This is a genomic window from Burkholderia sp. FW306-1C-G01B (assembly GCF_058781685.1).
In genome coordinates, this window is sequence record NZ_JBYSWZ010000009.1 from 1 (window position 1) to 20,353 (window position 20,353).

Consider the following 20,353-nt stretch of genomic DNA (forward strand, 5'->3'; position numbering starts at 1 on the left):
TTCGGCGAGCGATTTATGCAGGCACGCGGATAACGCGCTGTTCAACCGCCTCGCCCACAAAAATGCGGACAGGTTCCGCTCGTCGGGCCGATTCGGCACCGCCGGTCGAAGCTTCACGCGACGCATCCTCTCCACTGCCCAGGGCCAACCCGCGCTGATCGAACGCGCGACGCTAGTCGAACGGATTCACCAACCGGACCCCCGTCTTCGCGAAATCACCGACGTTGCGGGTGACGACCGTCAGGTCGTTGATGAGCGCCGTTGCGGCAATCAGCTTGTCCAGCGCGTGCTCCGGATGCGGGACACGCAGGTGGCCCCACAACTGGCCGACATCGATGTCGATCGGCAGGATGTTAGACGCATAGTCGGACATGAGCGCGGCCAGCCAGGCATCGAGTGTCGACGCCTGCTGCGAATCGCCGCGGCGGCGGATCATCTCGACGCCGCGGCGCAGTTCGGAAACCGTCACGACGGACAGGTAGAGACTGCCGCCGTCGTTTCCGGCTTCACGGAAGAAAGCGCGCACCCCGCTGTTCGCGCGCTTTCCCTTCCTGATTTCGCTGATGACGTTCGTATCAATCAAAAACATGCCTGACCTCGCCGGAATCCTGCACACGTTGGAAATCCGCGTCTTCGCCAACATCGGGCATGCTCATCAGCACTTGCGCGAATGTCCTTCGCTTCGGCCGGCCGAGCGCATCGGCCAGAATGGCTCGATGCTCGGCCTCGGCACTCCTGCCATTTGCCGCAGCCTGCTCTCGCAGGCTCTGAACGATACTGTCATCCACGTTACGCACCAGAAGATTTGCCATAGGTCCCTCCATCCAGGTTGCTATCAATGATAGCGCCATGACGGTGAATTGCAAGCATTGCTATCATCGTCATGGCTGGACGGAAGACGGTGGTTGGCGTCGGCGAACGGCCGCGGCCGGCATGAATCCAGCCGACTACCGCCGCTCGCCCGACACGTCGAACTGCTGTCCGCAAGGTAAGGCAGATCGGAACGACAGAAAAGACGGCCGAATGGCTATTCGCCGATGGAGGACCTGCGCAGGCACGCGTAGCCCCGCACGGAGCGGCTTCATTCACCGCCTCCCCGGCACATGCGGCCGCCGTCACGATGCGCGGTACGAACCCCGGCACGACACCGTGCAAGCAAGCTTGCTGTTTGCCGGACCGGGAACGCGTTGCCGTGCGCATGACCGATACGACATGCTCGGCGCACGTGCAGGATGCGGGCGCATCACGCGTGGCAGGTGCGCTACGCAGGCGGGATCGAGCATCGCGCACCGTCATCGGCTTCGCCGATGACAATCAATGTCTTCAGGCAGCTTCCCGATGGCCGCCGGAATCGGTACCATCGAGCGCTTGAAGACCGGCGGGCGCCGCGCGACCGTGCAACGGCGCCGCCCGCGCCCGGCCTTCGCACCGCCACTTCGCCATGTCCCGGGAACCCACACACTCCGTGCTGCTCTGGATCGTCGCCGCTGCGTTCTTCATGCAGTCGCTCGACACGACGATCGTCAACACTGCCCTGCCTTCGATCGCGCAAAGCCTGCACGCGTCGCCGCTCGCGATGCAGCCCGTCGTGGTCGCCTACACGCTGATGATGGCGATGCTCACGCCGGCGTCCGGCTGGCTCGCCGACCGGTTCGGCACGCGCCGCGTGTTCTCGGTCGCCATTCTCGTGTTCGTGCTCGCGTCGATCGGCTGCGCGGCGTCGCATACGCTCGGCCAGCTCGTCGTCGCGCGCGCCGTGCAGGGCATCGGCGGCTCGATGCTGCTGCCGATCGGGCGGCTCGCCGTGCTGCGCCGCGTGCCGGGCGAACAGTACGTCGCGGCGATCGCGTTCGTGTCGATCGCCGGCCAGCTCGGCCCGATCGTCGGGCCGACGCTCGGCGGCTGGCTCACGCAGGCGATTTCATGGCACTGGGTGTTCATCGTCAACGTGCCGGTCGGCGCGGTCGGCTTCATCGCCGTGCAGCGCTACCTGCCGCACGACCAGGCGAAACAGCCGCCGCCGTTCGACTTCATCGGCTGCGCGCTGCTGTCGGTCGCGATGATCGCGCTGTCGCTCGCGATCGACCCGCCGATGCCCGCGCATCGCGCCGCCTGGTCGGCCGGGCTCGCCGTGCTCGGCCTGGCGAGCGCGCTCGCGTACCTGCCGCATGCGCGGCGGCGCGCGCAACCGCTGTTCCGGCTCGGGCTGTTCCGCGAGCCGAACTTCGGTTCGGGGCTGCTCGGCAACCTGCTGTGCCGGATCGGCACGAGCGCGGTGCCGTTCATGCTGCCGCTGCTGATGCAGGTGCAGCTCGGCTATACGCCGCTGCAGTCGGGGCTGATGATGCTGCCGGCCGCGATCGCAGGCGTCATCGCGAAACGCTGGATCGCGCCGCTCGTGAAGCGCTTCGGCTACGCGACGTTTCTGGTCGTGAATACGGGGATCGTCGGCTGCGCGATCGCGGGGTTCGCGCTGGTGTCGGCGCGGCCCGCGCCGGTGCTGGAGATCGTGCTGCTGGTCGTGTTCGGCGCCGCGAACTCGATGCAGTTCGCGGCGATGAACGGCGTGACGCTGAAGGGGCTGTCGCATGCCGATGCCGGCAGCGGCAACAGCCTGTTCACGATGATGCAGATGCTGGCGATGGGGCTCGGCGTGTCGATCGGCGGCGGGCTCGTGAACCTGTTCGCCGCCTGGTGGGGTTCCATGGGGCGCGGGTTCATGCTGTCGTTCGCGTGCATGGGCGCCGTCACGCTGCTGTCGTCCGCCGTGTTCCGGCGGATCGATACGGCAACGCCGCCAGCCGGTGCGGCGGCGCGATCGTCCGCGTGAGCGCGGACGTCAGTTCGCCTGGCGGCGCTCGACGACGCGCTTGAGCACCCAGCGGATCGACGACCCGTCGGCCGGCGGCTGCGCGACGCGGTATTCGTCGACTTCGAGCGTGTACAGGTAACCGGGCTGGTACGCGAAGCCCTCGATGCCCGCGTACCACAGGCTCCACGCCGCGCTCGGGCTGCTGCGCACCTGCAGGCATTCCATCGGCGCGACACCCGTGCAGCGCGCGGATTGCGGCGCGACATAGATGGTCTTCGTCACCGGCCGGCCGTCGGCCGGGCGGGCCGCGTTCGGGGCCGTGACGGCCGCGTCGGTCTGGCATCCGGCGACGAGCGCGCTGCCGGCAATGACGGCCGCGCCGAGCAGCGTTCTGGAATGGCGAATCATCCGATGGTCCTCTGGAGGCGTTGGAGGGGCGGTTAGACGGACAGCGCGGCGCGAAAGTTTCCAGACAGCTTACAGAAGGCGATTCGCCACCGTCATGCCGGCCGGCGTCACGCGGCAGTCAACGCTGGTGCGAACGTCGCTGAACCGTGTGCTGTCGCTAGAGTGATGCATCCGTCGCACCGGTCGATCGACCGCGTTCGAGGGCATATTCACCGCATGACGATCGTGTACCATCGGCGCTTCCCGATACGCCATGCCGCGCGGCACGCACAGTGCCTCCCCCTTTCGCATGACCTCACCCGTTCCGTCCGGCGCCGCGCTGCGCCCGCTGCCTATCGATACGCTGACCGTGCCGGCCGCGCTCGACGGACGCGCGGGCACCAACCGCTCGGGCAGCGCGCATCCGCAGATCGCCGCGACCAACGATCTCGACGCCGTGCGCGCTTGGCTCGCGCGCTTCGTCGATACGCCGACCACGTTCCAGAACTACCGCAAGGAAGCCGAGCGCCTGCTGCTGTGGGCCGTGATCGCGTGCGGCAAGCCGCTGTCGTCGCTCACGCACGAGGATCTCGTCGTCTACCGGCAGTTCCTGCTCGCGCCCGCGCCAGCCGATGTGTGGTGCGCGAACGGCGGCCGCAAGCATCCGCGCGACGACCCGCGCTGGCGGCCGTTCTATGGGCCGCTATCGGCGGCTAGTCAGCGGCAGGCGCTGGTGATCCTGAACGTGATGTTCTCGTGGCTCGTGCAGGCCGGCTACCTCGCAGGCAATCCGCTCGCGTTGTCGCGGCAGCGGCAGCGTCGTCCCGCACCGCGCGTCACGCGCCATCTCGGGCAACCGCTATGGCAGTCGGTCAAGGACGCGATCGTCGCGATGCCGCGCGACGATGCGCGCGCGTGCTTCCATGCGGATCGCGCGCGCTGGCTGTTCACGCTGCTGTATCTCGGCGGGCTGCGCATCACCGAAGCGGCCGACACGACGATGGGCCAGTTCTTCTGCCGGCGCGACGCGAACGGACACGACCGCTGGTGGCTCGACGTGACGGGCAAAGGCGGCCGGCAGCGGCTCGTGCCGGCCACCGACGAGATGATGGCCGAGCTGTCGCGCTACCGGCGAGCGCACGGGCTGCCCGCGCTGCCGTCCGACGGCGAGCCCACGCCGCTCGTGCTGCCGCTCGGTCAGGCGCGCGAGCCGCTCACGCGCGCGGCGCTGCACCGGATCGTGAAGCAGGTGTTCCGGCACGCGGCCGACTGGTTGCGCGCGAACGGCGCGGCCGGCGACGAACAGGCGCGCGTGCTCGAACAGGCGTCCGCGCACTGGCTGCGCCACAGCGCGGGCTCGCATATGGCCGACGGCCGCGTCGACCTGCGGCTCGTGCGCGACAACCTCGGCCACGTGTCGCTCACGACGACGAGCCAGTACCTGCACGCGGACGACGACTGGCGGCATCGCGAGACGGAGGAGAAGCACCGGATCGGGTGGTAGGTGCTCCGCGCGCTGCGCTCGGTAGCGTGCCGTCGATGTCGAAGCCGGCTTGCGTTTCGCACCGGCGTTCAGCGAGCGGGTTCGAGCCCGCTTCCCGGCACCCGCGCCGCGCACCGCGCTGAACGCCCCGCCCGATCAGTACACGGCCACCCAGTGCCCGGGCACCCACGCCCAGTGATTGCCGGCCCACCGGTAATGCCCCTTCGCCCAGCGATAGCCGGGTGCCGGTGGTGGCGGCATTACTTCGACGAGCGGCGCCGGCTGCGGCGGCCGCACGGGTTCGACCACGCACGCTGACATCAGCGCGGCACTCGCGCTCACCAGTACCGCAAGCGAAACGGATCGGATCTTCATCTTCGATTCTCCCTTTTTGTGTAATCGGATGGCGGGGTCGAGCGCGTAAACGCCCCGCGTCACGCGGCGCCGCGAATCAGGCCGGTCATCGGCCGCGTCGCGCCGCTTTCCGCGAACAGCGCGGACGCAGTGCGGCGGGGATCGAGCCGCAGGCTTTCGGCGGCCGCGCCCGAGATCAGCGCATCGAGCGACGCGGTCGGCTTCAGGTCGCGGCCTTCGTACAGGTCGCCCGGCCGCAGCCCCGGCCAGTCGGCGATCACGCGGCCGCCCGCGACCGCGCCGCCCGCCAGCATCGCAACCGACGCCTGCCCGTGATCGGTGCCGCCCGTGCCGTTCGCCGCGGCCGTGCGGCCAAACTCGGTCGCGACCAGCACCGTGGTCTGCTGCCATGCGGGCCCGAGGCCGTCGCGCAGCGCGGCGAGCATCGTGTCGAGCGCCTTCAGCTGATTCGCGAGCCGCGCGTTCTGCGCGCTGTGCGTGTCCCAGCCGCCCGTTTCGATCATCGCGATCCGCGGGCCGTCGTCGCGCGCGAGGAACGTCGCGGCAAGCTTGCCGACGCCCGCGGGATCCTGCCGCGCATGCGCGTCGCCGGCGAGGCCGCGCGCTTGCATCGCCGATTGCCACAGCGGGCCAAGCTGCGCGTCGGCCTCGTAAAGTGCCGACACGCGCGCGAGCAAGTCGTCCGGCGCGGCCGGCAAACCGGACGGCGCATACGACGCGGCCTGCACGGTGCCGCGCAACGCGAGCGGCACGGTCGGCGCGAACGCGATCGCGCTTTCGCGCGTCGCCGGCAGCAGCGCGGCGAGCCGGTTCAGCCAGCCGTCCTTCACCTGATACGGCGCGCGGCCGCCTGTTTCGAGCACGTTCTGCCCGTCGAAATGCGAGCGGTCGCGATACGGCGACGCGATCGCGTGGACGAACAGCGCCTGTCCGTCGCGGTATAGCTGCGCGGTCTGCACGAGCGACGGATGCAGCGCGAACGTGCCGTCGAGCCGCGTTGCGGCCGTCGTATCGATCGCGAGCGCGCCGCGCAGCGACGCATACGCGGGTTCGGCATACGGGACGACGATGTTCAGGCCGTCGGCCGCACCGCGCTGGATCACGAACACGAAGCGCCGATCGGTCTCGACGTTCGCGAACACGATCCGCGGCGCGACGAGGATCGCGCCTGCGCCGGCGGCGGCAACGCTCAGGAATTGTCGGCGGGACAGTGCCATGTTCACCTCCGTTGGAAATCGGGCGAGACGAGCAGCAGCGCGAGCGACGTGGTCGCGCTTTCCGCGCGCGACAGCGCGGCCGCGGTCGGCTCGCTCATCGAACCGGCGAGCAGCAAATTGCCGAGCGTGCGCGGGTCGAGCCGGTCGCCGGTGCGCGCGGCCAGGCGCTGCGCGATCTCGACGCGGCGTACGAGCGCGTCGGGCGCGGCCCAACTGGCGGCGACATCGTCATAGCCTGCCGGCGAACCCGGCCGCCACACCGGCTGGCCGAGCTGCGCGAGCAGCGGCGCGGCCTTCAGGTCGCCCCGATCGTCCATCTCGCGCCAGCCGAGCCCGCGCAGCGACGACACGGCCCACTCCCACGGTGTCTTGAACTTGCGGTTGACCGGCGACCACGCATCGGGTGCATCGACGAGCGCGCGATAGACGGTCGGCAGATCGCCGCCGCTCGCGTCGAACGCGCGCGCCAGCCGGTCGGTCAGCGCGGGCGGCGGATTGTCGGCGACGAAATGACGGGCAAGCTGGAACGCGATGTGCCGACCCGTCGCATCCGACCGCGCGAGGTCGTGCAGGATCGCGCGCGCCTGCGCTTCGCCCGGCTGGTCGTAGGTGCGCCCCATTACCGTGCGCATGCCCGGCTCGTGCAGCTTCGGGCGAAACACGAACGCGCCGGGCGCGGCGTCGCCCGGCTGCGGCCCGCGTCCGCCCGCGATGCTCCAGCCCGTCAATGCGCGCGCGAATTCCGTCACGTCGGCTTGCGTGTAGCCGGTTCGCACGCCGAGCGTGTGCAGTTCCATGATTTCGCGTGCGAGGTTCTCGTTGAGCCCGCGCTTCGCCGACGGATTGCGTGCTTGCGCGCGCAGTGCGGCTGCGCTGTCCGGGCCGACCGAGCGTGCCTGGTCGAGAAAGACCTGCATCGCGGGATGCTGTTCGACGGCGACGAGCATGTCCTCGAAGCGGCCGAGCACGTGCGGTCGGATCGCGTCGCGTTCGAACGCGCCCGCGTACGCGGCCACCTGCCCCTTGTCGACCGACACCGCGAAATGGTTCGCCCAGAAATGCACGAGACGCTCGACAAACGGCGCGGGCGTGTTCAGCGCGCTGTTCAACCGGGCGGCGACGGCGCTGCGATATGCATCGTAGCCGTCGCGCCGGATCGATTGCGCGGTCGCGCGTTTCGCGGCCGCGTCGTCGCCCGTCATCGCGTTGCGCGCGTTCGCGAAGCGCGTCGCGAGCGCGACCGCGTCCGGTTCGCCGGCCCACGCGGCGGGCCGCGCGTCGTAACGGCCGAATTGCGCGACCAGCGCCGCCTTCGGGTCGGCAGGCGGCGCTTCGTCGGCCCGCGCGCCGAGACCGAAGCGGTTCAGCGCGATCGCGGCCGGCGTGGTGTCGTTCGGGTGGTCCATGACGGGCTCTCTTGCGGTGCGTACCTGCGTTTAACGCGGGCATGCAGGGAAATCCGTCGCGGGGATGGCAAATATTTTTTGGATCGGAGAAACGAGGAACGGGAGAGTCGGCGGAGGTGATGCACGGCAACGGCGCAAGTCATCGACACGCAACGGCGCGTGCGATTCATCTCGTGCACGCATTGCGCATGACCGAACGCGAATATCGGCGACACGCATACCGCGTGTCGCGCTGCCTGATGCTTACTGGCTTACTGGCTCGCCGGCGCATCCGGCTTTTTCTGCAGTCTCGGCGGCAGACGCCAGTTGCCGCTGCGCTGCAACCCGTCGACGAACTTCACGCGCTCTTCGGGCGTCAGCGTCGCCGCGAAATCGACGACGCTGTGCTCGACCTGCACACGCATCGCGGTATCGGCCGCGCGCGTGCGGTCGAGCGCAGCGTCGATCGCCGCGCGATCGAGTTGAGGCGCGGCGAGCAGATCCAGTACGGCGATCCGGCCGTCGCGCCCTTCCCGCGCGAAATCGCGGCCGTTCTTGCGCGCGGCCTTCAGCGCGGCGGCAAACTCGCGCTGCCGCGCATCGGGCAATTCGTCCGCCGCGAATCGCAACGCGGTGCGATGCGCGGGCGCGCCTGCCGCAAGCTGGTCGCGATGCGTCGAGAACCACTGATACACGCCGCCGCCGATCGCGCCGAGCATGAACACGTTCAGCACGACCGAGCCGACGAGGATGAATTTCCAGCCGCGTTCGCTCATTCACCACCCCAATCCACGCTCGGGCCGCCGAACGTCGTCGTCAGATAGTCCGGCTCGTGCGGCGACGTCGGCACGCTGCCGAGCATCAGCATCGACACGGCCACCGCGCCCGCCAGCGCGCCGGCCAGGCCGACGCCCGCGAACGCCGCGCCCGACCACCACACGGTGCCGCGCCGCCGCGCGCGTTGCGGCGCGGGTGCCGACGCGACGATGCGCTCGACGAGCGCCGGTGCAGGCGGCATGACCGTGTCGTACGAAAGCCATGCATCGAGGTCGGCGGCATCGTCCAGCGCCAGCAGCGCGTCGCGCGGGTTCGCGCGCGCCCACGCCTCGGCGGCCGCGCGCTCGCCGTCCGGCCAGCGCCGCGCGTCCGAGCCGTACGCGGCGACGATGGTGCGAAATCGTTCGGGTGTCATCGCTTGTCCTCGCTAGGTGGGTCGCCGGCCAGTTGCGCGCGCAAGTTGCGCCTCGCGCGGGCGAGCAGGCTTTCCAGCGCATCGACGGTGATGCCCATCAGGTTGGCCGCTTCCACATTCGACATTTCCTGATAGTACTGGAGCAAGAGCGCTTCCCGCTGCCGCGGCGGCAGCGCGGCAAGCGCCTGCCGCACGCGCGCGTCGCGCGAGCGCAGTTCCGCATGCGCGGCCGGCTCCGGTTGCGGGTCCGGCACGTCGGGCAACGTATCGACGGGCTCCTCGCGCCGGCCGCGCAACCGGTCGTAGCACAGGTTCAGCACGACGCGATGCAGCCACGTGTCGAAGCGCGCCTCGCCTTCGCGCCAGCGCGGCGCCTGATTCCAGATTCGCAAGAACGTCTCCTGTGCGACGTCCTCGGCTTCGTTCCGGTCGCCGAGCATGCGCGTCGCCAATGCGAGCAGCCGCGGCAGCTTGCGCGCGACGAGCATGCGCACCGCCGACGAATCGCGCGCGCCGACGCGTGCGACGAGTTCCGCGTCCGGATCGCGGTCGCCGCGATCGTTCAACGCCGCCTGCTCCGTCGCGCAGCGCGCATGCGCCGCCCTGTGCCGGCAGGTGTGCCCGCCGCCCGGCTGAAGCTCATCGTCGTGCTCTCCTTGCATGCGTCGGGCCATCGCCGCGCGGCGCCACGCCGACGGTTCGGCGGCGCCGTGCGCATCGCGCGCGGCGTCGCACACGGCGTCGGCCATGTCCGTTTCATCGACATCCGTGTCGCGCGGCATATCGATCCTGTCGGCCGGTTACGCGACCGTCGGCCGGCGTGCTCAATATACGACGACCGGCGCGGGCCGGTAATACACCGGACGCGCCGGCACCACGACGCAGCCGGCCAGCACGATGGCCGCGGCTGCCAGTATCACGATGGTTCGAAAAGGCATGGCTTCGACTCATGATTTTGCGTGAAGGATCCGCCGCGCCGGCACGATGTTCCGCGCGGCGGCGCGCGCATCAAGCCCAGTGGCCCGGCACCCAGCGCCAGGCCGGGCCGCGCGCGGCCCAGTGCCCGGGCACCCAGTGGTAACCGACGCGCACCACTTGCCAGTGGCCCGGAATCCAGACGTAGCGGCCCTGCCGCCAGTGCCAGTGACCCTGGTCCCACACGTAGCCCGCGCGCGGCGCCGGCATCACTTCGACGCGCGGCGCCGGCGGTGCGTAAGGTGCGACGATCACGGCCTGCGCGAATGCCGCCGACGCCGCCAGCGCGGCCACGCATCCGGCGGCAAACCGCAATGGAACAGAAAGTTTCATGAAAGACTCCGAAGTAACGGGCATCGACCGGAAGCGGCCGTTCATGCGTTAAACGGAGCGAGCGACAGAAATCCGTCGCGGTATCGGCGAATAAATTTCGGGCGGATCGAACGCGCTTTGGCGCGGGCCGGCTGCCGCGCGATGCGCGGGCCAGCGTATCGGCCGCCATACACGGGGTTGCCGTGCTGTCACAACGCAGCAAAACTGCCCCTCGACAATGCGTGTCACCGGGATCCCGCTCGTTTCCGGCCCACGCCCCGGCCGCGCTCGCGCATGGCCGCGCGGCTCCACCTTTCGCGTCCCCATCAACGAAAACTACGACCATGTCGAACCAGGACAATCTCCCTGATCAGCCGAACGAGCCGGCCGCCTCGGTGTCGCGTCGCGGCTTCCTGAAACTCGCCGGCGTATCCGGCCTTGCGACCGCTGCCGGCGGGCTCGCAGCCGCCCGGGCCGCCGCGTCGAATCCGGACGGCACGCCCGAACAGGTCCACCTGACGTGGGGCAACGACCCGACGTCCGAAGTCGTGATCTCGTGGGCGTCGCTCGCACCGGCCGTCAATCCGCGTGCGCGCATCGTCGCCGAAGGCGAGCCGCCGCGCACGGTGCACGGCGTCCAGCGCCTGTACACCGACGGCCTGAACGGCGAAACCGTGTTCGCGTACCACGCGCGCGTGCACGGGCTGAAGCCGGATACGCACTACCGCTACGAGATCACGGCCGACAACGACAGCAACGCCGCGCAGCCGTTCGCCGCGAATTTTTCGACCGCGCCGCGCGGGCGCGCGCCGTTCCGCTTCACGAGCTACGGCGATCTCGCGACGCCGAACGGCGCATGGGTGCTGTCGTCGCCGCAGAGCCGCTTCGCGGTGCAGGCCGTCGAGCAGTTCCAGCCGCTGTTCCACCTGCTGAACGGCGACCTCTGCTACGCGAACCTGAACCCCGCGCACCAGCCCGAGGTGTGGCGCGATTTCGGCAACAACAACCAGACGTCGGCCGCGAATCGCCCGTGGATGCCCTGCCCCGGCAATCACGAGATCGAGTTCAACAACGGTCCGCAAGGGCTCGACTCGTATCTCGCGCGCTATACGCTGCCGGAGAACGGCACGCGTTTCCCGGGCCGCTGGTACAGCTTCCGCGTGAGCTCGGTGCTGTTCGTGTCGCTCGACGCCGACGATGTCGTGTACCAGGACGCCGCCGCGTTCGTCGGCGGCCCCGCGCCGCTCGTGCCGGCCGCGAGCACGGGCCGCCCGCCGATCGAGCCCGGCACGTCGTTCTACGTGCGCGGCTACAGCAACGGCGAGCAGACGCGCTGGCTCGAACACACGCTGCGCCATGCGGCGCATGACGACGACATCGACTGGATCGTCGTGCAGATGCACCAGGACGCGCTCAGTTCGTCGAAGACGGGCAACGGTTCCGACAAAGGCATTCGCGAGGCATGGCTGCCGCTGTTCGATCGTTACGGCGTCGACCTCGTGCTGTGCGGCCACGATCACGACTACGAGCGCAGCTACCCGGTGCGCGGCTGCAATCACCGCGCGGGCGTCGACGCGACAACCGGCGAAGTGGTCGAGACGCTGCAGCCGCGTCCGGTCGGCTCGAACGACCCGGACCGCACGAAGTTCGACACGAGCCACGGCACGATCCACCTGATCCTCGGCGGTGGCGGCACCAGCGCGCCGCTCGACGTGTACGGCGAGAACCCGTCGACCGGCTTTGCGCGGGCGAAGGTATTCACGAAGCCGAACCGGCCGGTGCCGGGCACCGCGCCGAACACGTTCGTACGCCAGCCGGCCGATGCGCTCGAGGATGCGATCTGGTCCGCGCGCCGCGATACGGGCACCGGCTACGGGATCGCGGTGTTCGACCACGACCCGGGCAAGCCGGGCGGCCACACGACGATCACGATGCGCTACTACCACGCGCCGGGCGCCGATCAGCACCCGACCGCGCAGTACGAACTGTTCGAGACGATCGAGCTGAGCAAGAAGCGGCACGAGCGGTGATCGGGCCGGCGCCCGCTGCGGCGGGCGCCGGTTGCATCGCCATCGAGGAATGGGCGTGCCATGACACGGGTTAGACTGCCCGCTTCGCGCACCGGCCCATGAAGATGAGTTTCGAATACCGCATCCACACGCCCCCCGTCGGCCGACGCATTCAATACAATCGCGGATGCACTGCGGCAAACGCACGGCGACATCGACGTCGATCCCGACCGACGACGACTTGAAATTCGCGATGAAACCGGTAGCTGGCCGCCGATCGGCCTGTCGACCGACGAGCACGGGTTCTTCCTCGTCACGACACTCGGGCCGACGCGGGACGCGATGCTCGACGCGATCGGACGCGCATTGTCGGCAATCGGTGCGACATGGCGCATCGACGACGCATGACCGGCTACCGCGTTCCGCACACGCCTGAATCGGCCGCACGCACCCGGCCGCTCCCCCGCCAACGTCCGCCGCTCGGTCGCTCCCCGGCTCCGCCCCTTTAAACTATGCGTATCCGGCGTAATAGCTGCATTGCATCGCCGGTTGCAGCTGCCGCACCGCGTGGCGGCCGCAACCGGATTTTTCCGTTCGCGATGACGGCACACGCGAGCGGAACCGAATCATCCGAAATCGAATTTGAATGTTGAAACAGGCAGGAAGCATGAAGCGCAACAACAAGAACAAGGCAACGCTCGCCGGGCTCGGCGCGGTGCTGTTGTGGGCCTCGGTGGTCGCCCTCGTCCGCGGGGTCAGCGAAAGCCTCGGTGCGACCGGCGGCGCCGCGATGATCTACACGGTGGCGTCCGTGCTTCTGCTGTTCACGATCGGCTTCCCCGACCTGAGCAAGTTCCCGAAAAACTACCTGCTGTGGGGCGGGCTGCTGTTCGTCTCGTACGAGCTGTGCCTGGCGCTGTCGATCGGGTATGCGAGCAACGGCCGGCAGGCGATCGAAGTCGCGATGGTCAACTACCTGTGGCCGAGCCTGACGCTGGTCGCGGCCATCGTGTTCAACAAGCAGCGTGCCAACCTGCTGGTCGTGCCCGGCGTCCTGCTGTCGATGCTCGGCATCTGCCGGGTGCTTGGCGGCGACCAGGGCCTCGATCCGGCCGGCATGCTGCGCAACGTCGCGGACAATCCGCTGAGCTATGGCCTCGCCTTCTTCGGCGCGCTGATCTGGGCCGGCTATTGCACGGTGACGGCGCGCATTGCCGACGGCAAGAACGGCGTGACGCCGTTCTTCATGCTGGTCGCCGCGGCGCTCTGGATCAAGTTCGCGATCGAGGGCGGCGGCGGCATGACGTTCAGCCTTCACGCGGTCATCTATCTCGTGCTGGCGGCGTCGGCGCTCGGGTTCGGCTATGCGGCATGGAACACCGGCATCATGCACGGCAACGTGACGATCATCGTCGGCGCGTCGTACCTGACGCCGGTGCTCGCGGCCGCGCTCGCCGCGACGCTGCTGCATGCGCCGCTGTCGGTCGAATTCTGGCAAGGCGCGGTGATGGTTTGCGGCGGGTCGATCCTGTGCTGGCTCGCGACACGCAGCCGGCGCAGTGAAAAGGCAGCGCCCGTTCGGGTCGGGAAGGATGCCGAAGGCAATTGCCCCGGATGACGATGCGGGATGCTTCCGACGGGAGGCAGGGTTGCCCGCTCTAGCTTCGCGATTCCAGCGCGATACGCACCGCCAATCCGGCCAGCACGGAGCCCATCAACCAGCGCTGGACCGACGCCCAAACCGGTCGTCCCGCCAGAAAACCCGCGATGGAACCGGCCATGCAGGCGATCAGCGCGTTGACGCTGACACTCACCGCGATCTGCACGCAGCCGAGCGCCAGCGATTGCGCGAGCACGCTGCCGTGCCCCGGTGAAATGAACTGCGGCAGCAGCGACAGATACATCACCGCGATCTTCGGGTTCGCGAGGTTCGTGACGAAACCCATCGTGAAGAGCCTGACGCGCCTGTCGTGCGGCAACTGCCTGACCTGGAACGCGGAGCGGCCGCCCGGCTTCAGCGCCTGCCACGCCAGGTACGACAGATACAGCGCACCGGAAAAGCGCAGCGCGTCGTACGCATACGGCACGGTCATCACCAGCGCGGTGATGCCCAGCGCCGCGCAAACCATGTAGAAAACGAACCCCAGCGCGACGCCGCCGAGCGACACGAGCCCTGCGCGGCGGCCCTGGCAGATCGAGCGCGAAACCAGGTAGATCATGTTCGGTCCGGGCGTCAGCACCATGCCGAGCGACACGAGTCCGAACGCAAACAGGGTGGGCAAGGCCGGCACGGCAGGCTCCTTCGCGGTAGGCAGTCAGAGTGACGAGGTCCGAACACTGTATTGCATCTCGATCATCCTCGGCATGAATAAACTGCAAGCCGCCCATGAGCGTCGTTCATCTCGCCGGCCGCGCTACCTGCCCTTTTTCGCACGCGCATGGATCGCTTTCGCGGCTTTGGCGCGTTGTGCGTCGACGAGCCTCACGAACTCGTCGGTGACCGCGTTGCCGGCCACGTTCCACGACAACCGCACGGAACGATGCAGCCTCGGCGACAGTTCCAGCACGCGGCCGCCGAATGGCGTGTACGTGAGCGTGATGCGCGGCACGATCGATACGCCCATGCCGGCCTCCGCCATCGAAAGAATGGTGCGCATCTCCACCACGTTGAACGCCGCCCGGAGCGGCGCGCCGCCACGTGCGAAGTAATCCGCGATCACCGGCCCGCACCCTGCCTTCGAGAAAATGAACGGTGCCGCGGACAACTGTTTTGCCGACACGCTCTTGCGGCCGCCGAACATGCCGTCCGGCGCCACCGCGACAAAATCCTCGTCGAGCAGCGGCAGGGTGTGCGCGAACGTCTTCGTGCCGGCCACCACGCCGATGTCGGCCGTACCGTCGTCGATCCACCCTTCGACTTCGCCGTCCGTGCCTTCGAGCAGCACCGCCGACACGCCCTGGTGCATCTCCTTCAACGCCTCGAGCGCGGGGACGACGAACGCCAGCGAGACGCTCGGCAGCGACGCAACCACCAGCTTGCCTTCGAGCTTGCCGCGCGACAGGCTGAACTGCTGGCGCAGCAGCTGCGCCTCCCGCACCACGCTCTGGACGTACGGCCACAGGCGTTCGCCCGCCGCCGTCAACACCACCGGCTGCCGGTCCCGCCAGAGCAGCTTGACCTGCGTGATGTCCTCCAGCTCGGTCAATGCATGGCTGATCGCGGATTGACTGCGGCTGAGCCGGTCGGCCGCGGCCGTGAGCGAACCGAGTTCGACTACGGCGGCCAGTGCCTGCAACTGGGCAAGCGTCATCGGGTCTCCTTGTTCCGGTGTATGTAAATTTCACATGAGGCAGTGAAGTATCATGAATTATATTGAACCGCCCCGACAGTATCTCAAACGGCACCGCGCCAGGCACCGCGCTGCGCCGCGGTCGAGTCGAACGTCCACGGCAGCGCGCAGGCAGGATGCACGTTCGATCCGCCGCGTCGATTGCATGCGCACCGGCCGGCGCTCGAGAATCCATGTCGAACCACGCCACCGCATTGCTCATGCTTGCCGATACGACCTGCCGGCCTGAATCGGGGCCGCGCGCCCGCCGGCCGCACACGAATAGCCGGCACGCGGGCAAGAAATAGCGGCGGCCCACCGCCATCGATCGCGCTTGCGTTCTGAAAGCTGCAAAGCGTAGTATTCGCGGACCCGGCGTATCGCTCCGCCCGACGGCGCGACGATACGTGACCGGCTTTGCTGCCCGCACGCTGACGCCGACGTCGGCGCTGCCCCGTTTTCAAAGGCACGAGATGGAAACCTATGTGTTGCTGGGCTGCGGACTCGGCCTTGGCCTGTTGATCGCCGTCTGGGGAATCTGGTCTCTCCGGTAAGCCGTTCGTCCGAAAGAAATCCGTATGGAGACGGATGGGGAATTGTAGTTTCAGGCAACTCATTTCACCCAATTGCTTCGCAGTCCCATTCAACTGCCCATCGTCGATACGTCCGCGACGGAAGCTCCATGCGTGACCCGTTCGGCCCCGCGCGCTGCCCGGTTCCCCAAGACGCGTTAGACTGTTTCGATGGAACAATGCCGTTATTGCCAGAGAATCCGCGATGAATGGGATTGCCACGGGGACGAATGCCGCCGGGCAATCGCAAAGGCGCTGCGCCGGCAGCGCGCGGGCCTGCCGATGGTGCCCGATCGCATCCGCAACGAACTGCCGTCCGGCGCGCCGACCCAGCAGGTGATCGCCGTCCTGTCGCGTCAGCGCCTGCGCGCGCGCCGCGGCAACGAGGAACGCCGGGAGCGCAAGGAAATCGACGACGACGGCGTCTGATCCGGCCGCACCGCGGCCCGCCCGCGTCATCTCCACCTCCTGCCGTCCTCCCCAGTCGCCACCGGGCGCCCGCCTGTATCACCGCGCTCTTGCAAATCCGGCAATACTGAATGGGGACAGAAGACATTTGTCCCGGGATTATTGCCTCCGCGACAATGATCTTTCGCTGAAATCCACGTTTACCCTGAATCGACCGACGCCTACGATGTAATCAACCGCTTACGACATGGTGTCGAACGCGGAAAGCCAAGACAAACATCGGAGGTCATCATGAAATCGCTCGTTTCCGCAGTCGTTGCCGCTGTCGCCCTGTCCGCTTCGTTCGGCGCATTCGCCCAAAGCACCGTGACCCGCGCGCAGTTGCGCAACGAGCTGGTCCAGCTCGAAAAAGCCGGCTACAAGCCGGGCCTGTCGAGCCCGCACTACCCGGCCGACATCCAGGCCGCGCAAGCCCGCGTGCGCGCCGCCGACAATACCGGCTACGGTGCGCAACCGGCCGAGACCGTCCAGGGTGGCGCACCGGCCGCCAAGGTGCAAAGCCCGCGCGACTCGGTCTACTTCGGCCACTAAGCCTGCCGCTGCGCGCCCCGCGCGCAGTCCGCACATGCAACGAGCCCGTCCGTGACGGGCTCGTTGCGCTTGCATCGCGTGTTTTACCGGCCGGCAGTCACCGGCCGGCACCCGATGCGACGCGGCCGGCCCCGGCTTCGTCCGGCGCAGCGCCGCCGCCGACCAGGTCCTGATAGCGCACGTACGCGCACTGCGCGGACGCCTTCGCCGCATACATCGCCGCGTCGGCCTTGACGAGCAGTTCCTCGGCCGATGCGCCGTCGGCCGGAAACTCGCTGACGCCGATGCTCGCACCAACGGCCACGCGCCGGTCGCCGAACTCCAGTTCTTCCGCCATCACGATCTGGATCCGCGACGCGACATCGCCGATCACCGCCGGTGAACGCACGTCCGCAATCAGCACGATGAATTCGTCGCCGCCGAGCCGCGCGACCATGTCGTCGTTGCGCAGCACGAGGCTCAACCGCTTCGCGACCGCGACGAGCGTACGGTCGCCGGCCGAATGCCCGTGCTGGTCGTTGATCTGCTTGAAGCGGTCGAGATCGACGAACATCACGGCCAGCCCTTCGTGCACCGCGGCCGCATGCCGGATCGCGGCATCGAGATGCTCCATGAACAGCAGGCGGTTCGGCAGCTCGGTCAACGGATCGTGGCCGGCGAGGTGCGTGAGCTCCCGCTGCTTCGCGCGCAGCATCGCGACCTGCGTGCGGATCTCAACACGCATGCTGTCGAAACAGCGCGCGAGCACGCCGATCTCGTCGGCGCGCCGGACCGGAAGCTGTTCGGCGGCCGGATCGTCGAACACGTGCGTCGCGGCGCGCGCGAGCGCCTGCAGCGGCCGCGTGATCGCGCGCGCGAACAGGATCGCGAGAATCACCGCCATCAGGCTCGACACGAGCACCATCCGGACAATCCGTTCGCCGAGCATGCCGGCCGGCACCAGCACGTCGGCAAGCGGACGCGCCATCCCGAGCACGACGAAGCGGTTGCCCTCGTCGTGCCCGAACGGCGTGCGCGCGAACGCGAACATCTGCCCCGGCGCGTCGTAGGGCTGCTCGAGGCCGTTGAGCGTCACGCTCGTGCGCGCGCTGTCGAACAGCGCGCGCGTGACGGCAAAGCGGTCCTGCATCAGCACCCGCAGGCCGCGATCGAAGCCGAACGTCTGCGCCGGGTCGGGATGCACGAGGAAATCGCCCCACTCGTTCGCGAGATACACCGCATAGTCTTCCGGCAGATCGCGTTCGAGCCGGTCGACCAAGCGCGGCAGCTCGACGTCGACGACCAGCGCGCCGACCGTCTGGCCCGACGTGTCGACGACCGGCGTGCCCACGCGCAGGATCGGCAGCCCTTCGGCTGCGTGCGAACCCGTCTCGTGGTTGATCACGATCGGCGACAGGTAGATATGGCCAGGCTCCGTCGCGAGCGTATCGAATACGTAGGAAAACTGTCCTTTCTCCTGGAACCCACTTTCCGGCAGGACGACGATGCCGTGCGCGTCGCGAACGACGCGAATGTGTTCGAGCCCGAAATGCCCGCTCGCGATCAGGCGAACCTGCAGGTATTCCGGATGATTTCTCATGAAGCTGCAATACACCTGCTCGAGCCGCGTGCGTCGCGCGCTGTCCGGATTGTCGCTGCCCGCGACGGGCGCAGACGACGGCAACTGCGCGAGCACGAGCGCATCGGCGGCAACGTCGGACAGCGCGGTCGTGAAGCGCTGCCCGAGCAACTGGGTCGACATCAGCAGGCTGTGCTGCGCTTCCTGCACGAGCATCGTGCGGTTCGCGCGATACGCGTAATAGCCGGTCGTGCCGGACGCGATCACGCCGATGCACGCGAACAGCACCGACAGCTTCGACGTGAGCCCGAGCCGGATCATTTGTCGAACCGCTCCGGCCGGTCGCCCGACACGATGCGGCTCCACAGCGATTCGCGCCGCTCGATGTCTTCGACGGGCTGGAGCCACACGAGATGCTGGTGCCCGGTGTCGATGCCCGGCGGCGGCTCGAGCGTGTTCGCGAGCCCCTGGCGCTCGGTCAGCAGCGCGCCGATCGCCGGTTCGAGCATGTAGTTGATCCACGCGAACGCGAGCCCGGCATGTTGCGCGCCGCGCGTGACGGCCCAGCAGTCGAGCCATGCAAGCGCGCCTTCGTCCGGGATCACGTAGCCGACGTCCGCGCCGGCGCGACGCAACAGCTCGACCTGCTGCGTGCCGTAGTTGCCGAACATCAGCGCCGCGCGATGCTGGACGAACAGCGCGGTCGCCTCTTCGGGAAGCGTGTAGTACGTCAGCAGGTTGCGGCGCAGGTCGATCAGCTTGCGCGCAACCGCGAGCGTCTGCGCGGGCGACAGGCGGAACGGATCGGGATAGCCGAGCGCCAGCGCCGCAAACGAGAAATTGTGCTGCGCGCTGTTGAAGTCGAGCACCTTGCCGCGGTAGCGCGGATTCCACAGCTCGCGCATCGAGCGCGGCGCGGCCGAAACCTGCGTGCGGTCGTAGATCAGCCCCATCGACGAATACGTGAACGGGATCGCGTAGGTCGCGCCGTCCTGCACGAGCCCGCCGATCGTCGCGAGCTGCCGGAAGTTCGGCAACTGCCGCTGCCGGTTCGGGATGCGCGCCAGGTCGATCGGCGCGAGCAGACGTTCGTGCGCATAGCGCTGGATCTCGGCCGTGTTCGCGGCCAGCACGTCGTAAGGCGGCGGCGCCGCGCCGTGCATCCGCGCCCACAGCGCTTCGTCGGAATCGACGAACGTCACTTCGACACGCACATGAAACCGCGCCTCGAATGCGCTGACGACGTCGCGGTCCGCATAGCCGGGCCATGCCAGCACGCGCAGCACGTTGTCGTTGACGGTTTCCGGAGAGTCGGCGAAAGTCGGCAGGCCAGGCGCAAGCAAGCCCAGTGTCAGGATGATGAACAGCGCGCGCACGGCACCGCGGGCGCGCGTACGCGCGCCGATTCTCCTGATCAAGCGGACCCCGTATGAATCGCTCGGCTGCATTCGACCATCCTTTTTCGAGTCGATGCGATATCCCGCAACAAGACCATAAAAAATATGGGCGCGCAATTGGAAGTAGCCGCACGCGGCAGGCGTTGCGCATGCAGACATGCGACATGCCCGGCGCAGTGTCGATCCGGAATCGTTGCGGGCGCACGTACGCGGCAAGCCGGGCGACGAATGATCAGAAGAAAGCGCGTTGCCGGACGCTAACTGGTTCGCATTTCGATGACGACGCATTGCATGCGTCGCATACATGCCTGCGGCCGTCGACGCCGATTGCGCCGGTCCGCCCCATTCGCG

At 68.2% G+C, this 20,353-nt stretch carries 21 protein-coding genes; 7 read left to right on the forward strand and 14 right to left on the reverse strand.

Translation table 11 applies throughout. The annotated features are described in order from the left end of the window. Nucleotides 1-172 precede the first annotated feature (172 nt). Both AC3WLY_RS18805 and AC3WLY_RS18810 read right to left on the reverse strand, forming a co-directional pair. Nucleotides 173-589: a type II toxin-antitoxin system VapC family toxin gene (locus tag AC3WLY_RS18805; protein ID WP_175963584.1), complete on the reverse strand. Its 417-nt coding sequence runs from the start codon at nt 587-589 to the stop codon at nt 173-175. Further along, on the reverse strand, nt 576-812 hold the full coding sequence (locus AC3WLY_RS18810) for a FitA-like ribbon-helix-helix domain-containing protein (protein WP_175963531.1): 237 nt from the start codon (nt 810-812) through the stop codon (nt 576-578). Before AC3WLY_RS18810 ends, AC3WLY_RS18805 begins: the two co-directional genes overlap by 14 nt. Before the next feature lie 629 nt (nt 813-1,441). Here AC3WLY_RS18810 and AC3WLY_RS18815 point away from each other — a divergent pair. Then, the gene (locus AC3WLY_RS18815) at nt 1,442-2,830 is read left to right on the forward strand and encodes a DHA2 family efflux MFS transporter permease subunit (protein ID WP_310137735.1); all 1,389 of its coding nucleotides are present in this window, start codon (nt 1,442-1,444) and stop codon (nt 2,828-2,830) included. 9 nt (nt 2,831-2,839) lie between these two features. Here the strand turns inward: AC3WLY_RS18815 and AC3WLY_RS18820 are convergent, their stop codons facing one another. After that, nucleotides 2,840-3,220, reverse strand: a complete 381-nt coding sequence (locus tag AC3WLY_RS18820; RefSeq protein WP_492309793.1) for a DUF4377 domain-containing protein — start codon at nt 3,218-3,220, stop codon at nt 2,840-2,842. A 253-nt stretch (nt 3,221-3,473) separates the two neighbouring features. On the opposite strand from AC3WLY_RS18820, the gene AC3WLY_RS18825 reads away from it, so the two are divergent. Then, a complete protein-coding gene (locus AC3WLY_RS18825; RefSeq protein ID WP_492309794.1) occupies nt 3,474-4,703 on the forward strand; it encodes a tyrosine-type recombinase/integrase in 1,230 nt (409 codons plus the stop codon). 135 nt (nt 4,704-4,838) lie between these two features. On the opposite strand, the gene AC3WLY_RS18830 is transcribed toward AC3WLY_RS18825, so the two are convergent. From AC3WLY_RS18830 to AC3WLY_RS18860, 7 genes are all read right to left on the reverse strand, one after another. Continuing rightward, nucleotides 4,839-5,057: a YXWGXW repeat-containing protein gene (locus tag AC3WLY_RS18830; RefSeq protein ID WP_072438653.1), complete on the reverse strand. Its 219-nt coding sequence runs from the start codon at nt 5,055-5,057 to the stop codon at nt 4,839-4,841. A 59-nt stretch (nt 5,058-5,116) separates the two neighbouring features. Next, nucleotides 5,117-6,274 carry a DUF1501 domain-containing protein gene (locus AC3WLY_RS18835; RefSeq protein WP_492309795.1) on the reverse strand — a complete coding sequence of 386 codons (1,158 nt, stop codon included), beginning with the start codon at nt 6,272-6,274 and terminating at the stop codon, nt 5,117-5,119. Between the two features lie 2 nt (nt 6,275-6,276). Then, entirely contained in the window at nt 6,277-7,680 is a 1,404-nt protein-coding gene (locus tag AC3WLY_RS18840; RefSeq protein ID WP_492309796.1) for a DUF1800 domain-containing protein, read from the reverse strand. A gap of 251 nt (nt 7,681-7,931) precedes the next feature. After that, a complete protein-coding gene (locus AC3WLY_RS18845) occupies nt 7,932-8,435 on the reverse strand; it encodes a periplasmic heavy metal sensor (protein WP_492309797.1) in 504 nt (167 codons plus the stop codon). Next, on the reverse strand, nt 8,432-8,851 hold the full coding sequence (locus tag AC3WLY_RS18850) for a hypothetical protein (protein WP_072438661.1): 420 nt from the start codon (nt 8,849-8,851) through the stop codon (nt 8,432-8,434). The genes AC3WLY_RS18845 and AC3WLY_RS18850 overlap by 4 nt, the downstream gene beginning before the upstream one ends. Next, nucleotides 8,848-9,633, reverse strand: coding sequence for an RNA polymerase sigma factor (locus AC3WLY_RS18855; RefSeq protein WP_492309798.1), 786 nt, complete (start codon nt 9,631-9,633; stop codon nt 8,848-8,850). Before AC3WLY_RS18855 ends, AC3WLY_RS18850 begins: the two co-directional genes overlap by 4 nt. 226 nt (nt 9,634-9,859) lie before the next feature. Then, nucleotides 9,860-10,159: a YXWGXW repeat-containing protein gene (locus tag AC3WLY_RS18860; protein ID WP_034180189.1), complete on the reverse strand. Its 300-nt coding sequence runs from the start codon at nt 10,157-10,159 to the stop codon at nt 9,860-9,862. 323 nt (nt 10,160-10,482) lie between these two features. Between AC3WLY_RS18860 and AC3WLY_RS18865 the strand changes: the two genes are divergently transcribed. Both AC3WLY_RS18865 and yddG read left to right on the forward strand, forming a co-directional pair. Then, nucleotides 10,483-12,168, forward strand: coding sequence for a purple acid phosphatase family protein (locus AC3WLY_RS18865; protein ID WP_492309799.1), 1,686 nt, complete (start codon nt 10,483-10,485; stop codon nt 12,166-12,168). Nucleotides 12,169-12,814: 646 nt separating this feature from the next. Beyond that, entirely contained in the window at nt 12,815-13,765 is a 951-nt protein-coding gene (yddG, locus tag AC3WLY_RS18870) for an aromatic amino acid DMT transporter YddG (RefSeq protein WP_492309800.1), read from the forward strand. 40 nt (nt 13,766-13,805) lie between these two features. On the opposite strand, the gene AC3WLY_RS18875 is transcribed toward yddG, so the two are convergent. Continuing rightward, complete coding sequence (locus AC3WLY_RS18875; protein WP_492309801.1) at nt 13,806-14,438, reverse strand: LysE family translocator; 633 nt, start codon at nt 14,436-14,438, stop codon at nt 13,806-13,808. Between the two features lie 123 nt (nt 14,439-14,561). Beyond that, on the reverse strand, nt 14,562-15,458 hold the full coding sequence (locus tag AC3WLY_RS18880; RefSeq protein ID WP_072438672.1) for a LysR family transcriptional regulator: 897 nt from the start codon (nt 15,456-15,458) through the stop codon (nt 14,562-14,564). A 425-nt stretch (nt 15,459-15,883) separates the two neighbouring features. On the opposite strand from AC3WLY_RS18880, the gene AC3WLY_RS18885 reads away from it, so the two are divergent. The 3 genes from AC3WLY_RS18885 (at nt 15,884) to AC3WLY_RS18895 (ending at nt 17,047) form a co-directional block, all read left to right on the forward strand. After that, nucleotides 15,884-16,030 carry a hypothetical protein gene (locus AC3WLY_RS18885; protein WP_492332701.1) on the forward strand — a complete coding sequence of 49 codons (147 nt, stop codon included), beginning with the start codon at nt 15,884-15,886 and terminating at the stop codon, nt 16,028-16,030. A 189-nt stretch (nt 16,031-16,219) separates the two neighbouring features. Continuing rightward, nucleotides 16,220-16,477 carry a hypothetical protein gene (locus AC3WLY_RS18890; RefSeq protein ID WP_006478949.1) on the forward strand — a complete coding sequence of 86 codons (258 nt, stop codon included), beginning with the start codon at nt 16,220-16,222 and terminating at the stop codon, nt 16,475-16,477. A 270-nt stretch (nt 16,478-16,747) separates the two neighbouring features. After that, on the forward strand, nt 16,748-17,047 hold the full coding sequence (locus tag AC3WLY_RS18895) for a DUF4148 domain-containing protein (RefSeq protein WP_175963516.1): 300 nt from the start codon (nt 16,748-16,750) through the stop codon (nt 17,045-17,047). A 97-nt stretch (nt 17,048-17,144) separates the two neighbouring features. Here the strand turns inward: AC3WLY_RS18895 and AC3WLY_RS18900 are convergent, their stop codons facing one another. Both AC3WLY_RS18900 and AC3WLY_RS18905 read right to left on the reverse strand, forming a co-directional pair. After that, entirely contained in the window at nt 17,145-18,926 is a 1,782-nt protein-coding gene (locus AC3WLY_RS18900; protein WP_492309802.1) for a diguanylate cyclase domain-containing protein, read from the reverse strand. Continuing rightward, nucleotides 18,923-20,053, reverse strand: coding sequence for an ABC transporter substrate-binding protein (locus AC3WLY_RS18905; protein WP_175963514.1), 1,131 nt, complete (start codon nt 20,051-20,053; stop codon nt 18,923-18,925). Before AC3WLY_RS18905 ends, AC3WLY_RS18900 begins: the two co-directional genes overlap by 4 nt. Nucleotides 20,054-20,353 lie beyond the last annotated feature (300 nt).

Coding starts and splice junctions, on each gene's coding strand:
- AC3WLY_RS18805 (WP_175963584.1), bottom strand. CDS start 589: ATGTTTTTGATTGATACGAACGTCATCAGCGAAATCAGGAAGGGAAAG.
- AC3WLY_RS18810 (WP_175963531.1), bottom strand. CDS start 812: ATGGCAAATCTTCTGGTGCGTAACGTGGATGACAGTATCGTTCAGAGC.
- AC3WLY_RS18815 (WP_310137735.1), top strand. CDS start 1,442: ATGTCCCGGGAACCCACACACTCCGTGCTGCTCTGGATCGTCGCCGCT.
- AC3WLY_RS18820 (WP_492309793.1), bottom strand. CDS start 3,220: ATGATTCGCCATTCCAGAACGCTGCTCGGCGCGGCCGTCATTGCCGGC.
- AC3WLY_RS18825 (WP_492309794.1), top strand. CDS start 3,474: ATGCCGCGCGGCACGCACAGTGCCTCCCCCTTTCGCATGACCTCACCC.
- AC3WLY_RS18830 (WP_072438653.1), bottom strand. CDS start 5,057: ATGAAGATCCGATCCGTTTCGCTTGCGGTACTGGTGAGCGCGAGTGCC.
- AC3WLY_RS18835 (WP_492309795.1), bottom strand. CDS start 6,274: ATGGCACTGTCCCGCCGACAATTCCTGAGCGTTGCCGCCGCCGGCGCA.
- AC3WLY_RS18840 (WP_492309796.1), bottom strand. CDS start 7,680: ATGGACCACCCGAACGACACCACGCCGGCCGCGATCGCGCTGAACCGC.
- AC3WLY_RS18845 (WP_492309797.1), bottom strand. CDS start 8,435: ATGAGCGAACGCGGCTGGAAATTCATCCTCGTCGGCTCGGTCGTGCTG.
- AC3WLY_RS18850 (WP_072438661.1), bottom strand. CDS start 8,851: ATGACACCCGAACGATTTCGCACCATCGTCGCCGCGTACGGCTCGGAC.
- AC3WLY_RS18855 (WP_492309798.1), bottom strand. CDS start 9,633: ATGCCGCGCGACACGGATGTCGATGAAACGGACATGGCCGACGCCGTG.
- AC3WLY_RS18860 (WP_034180189.1), bottom strand. CDS start 10,159: ATGAAACTTTCTGTTCCATTGCGGTTTGCCGCCGGATGCGTGGCCGCG.
- AC3WLY_RS18865 (WP_492309799.1), top strand. CDS start 10,483: ATGTCGAACCAGGACAATCTCCCTGATCAGCCGAACGAGCCGGCCGCC.
- yddG (WP_492309800.1), top strand. CDS start 12,815: ATGAAGCGCAACAACAAGAACAAGGCAACGCTCGCCGGGCTCGGCGCG.
- AC3WLY_RS18880 (WP_072438672.1), bottom strand. CDS start 15,458: ATGACGCTTGCCCAGTTGCAGGCACTGGCCGCCGTAGTCGAACTCGGT.
- AC3WLY_RS18890 (WP_006478949.1), top strand. CDS start 16,220: ATGGAACAATGCCGTTATTGCCAGAGAATCCGCGATGAATGGGATTGC.
- AC3WLY_RS18895 (WP_175963516.1), top strand. CDS start 16,748: ATGAAATCGCTCGTTTCCGCAGTCGTTGCCGCTGTCGCCCTGTCCGCT.
- AC3WLY_RS18900 (WP_492309802.1), bottom strand. CDS start 18,926: ATGATCCGGCTCGGGCTCACGTCGAAGCTGTCGGTGCTGTTCGCGTGC.
- AC3WLY_RS18905 (WP_175963514.1), bottom strand. CDS start 20,053: ATGCAGCCGAGCGATTCATACGGGGTCCGCTTGATCAGGAGAATCGGC.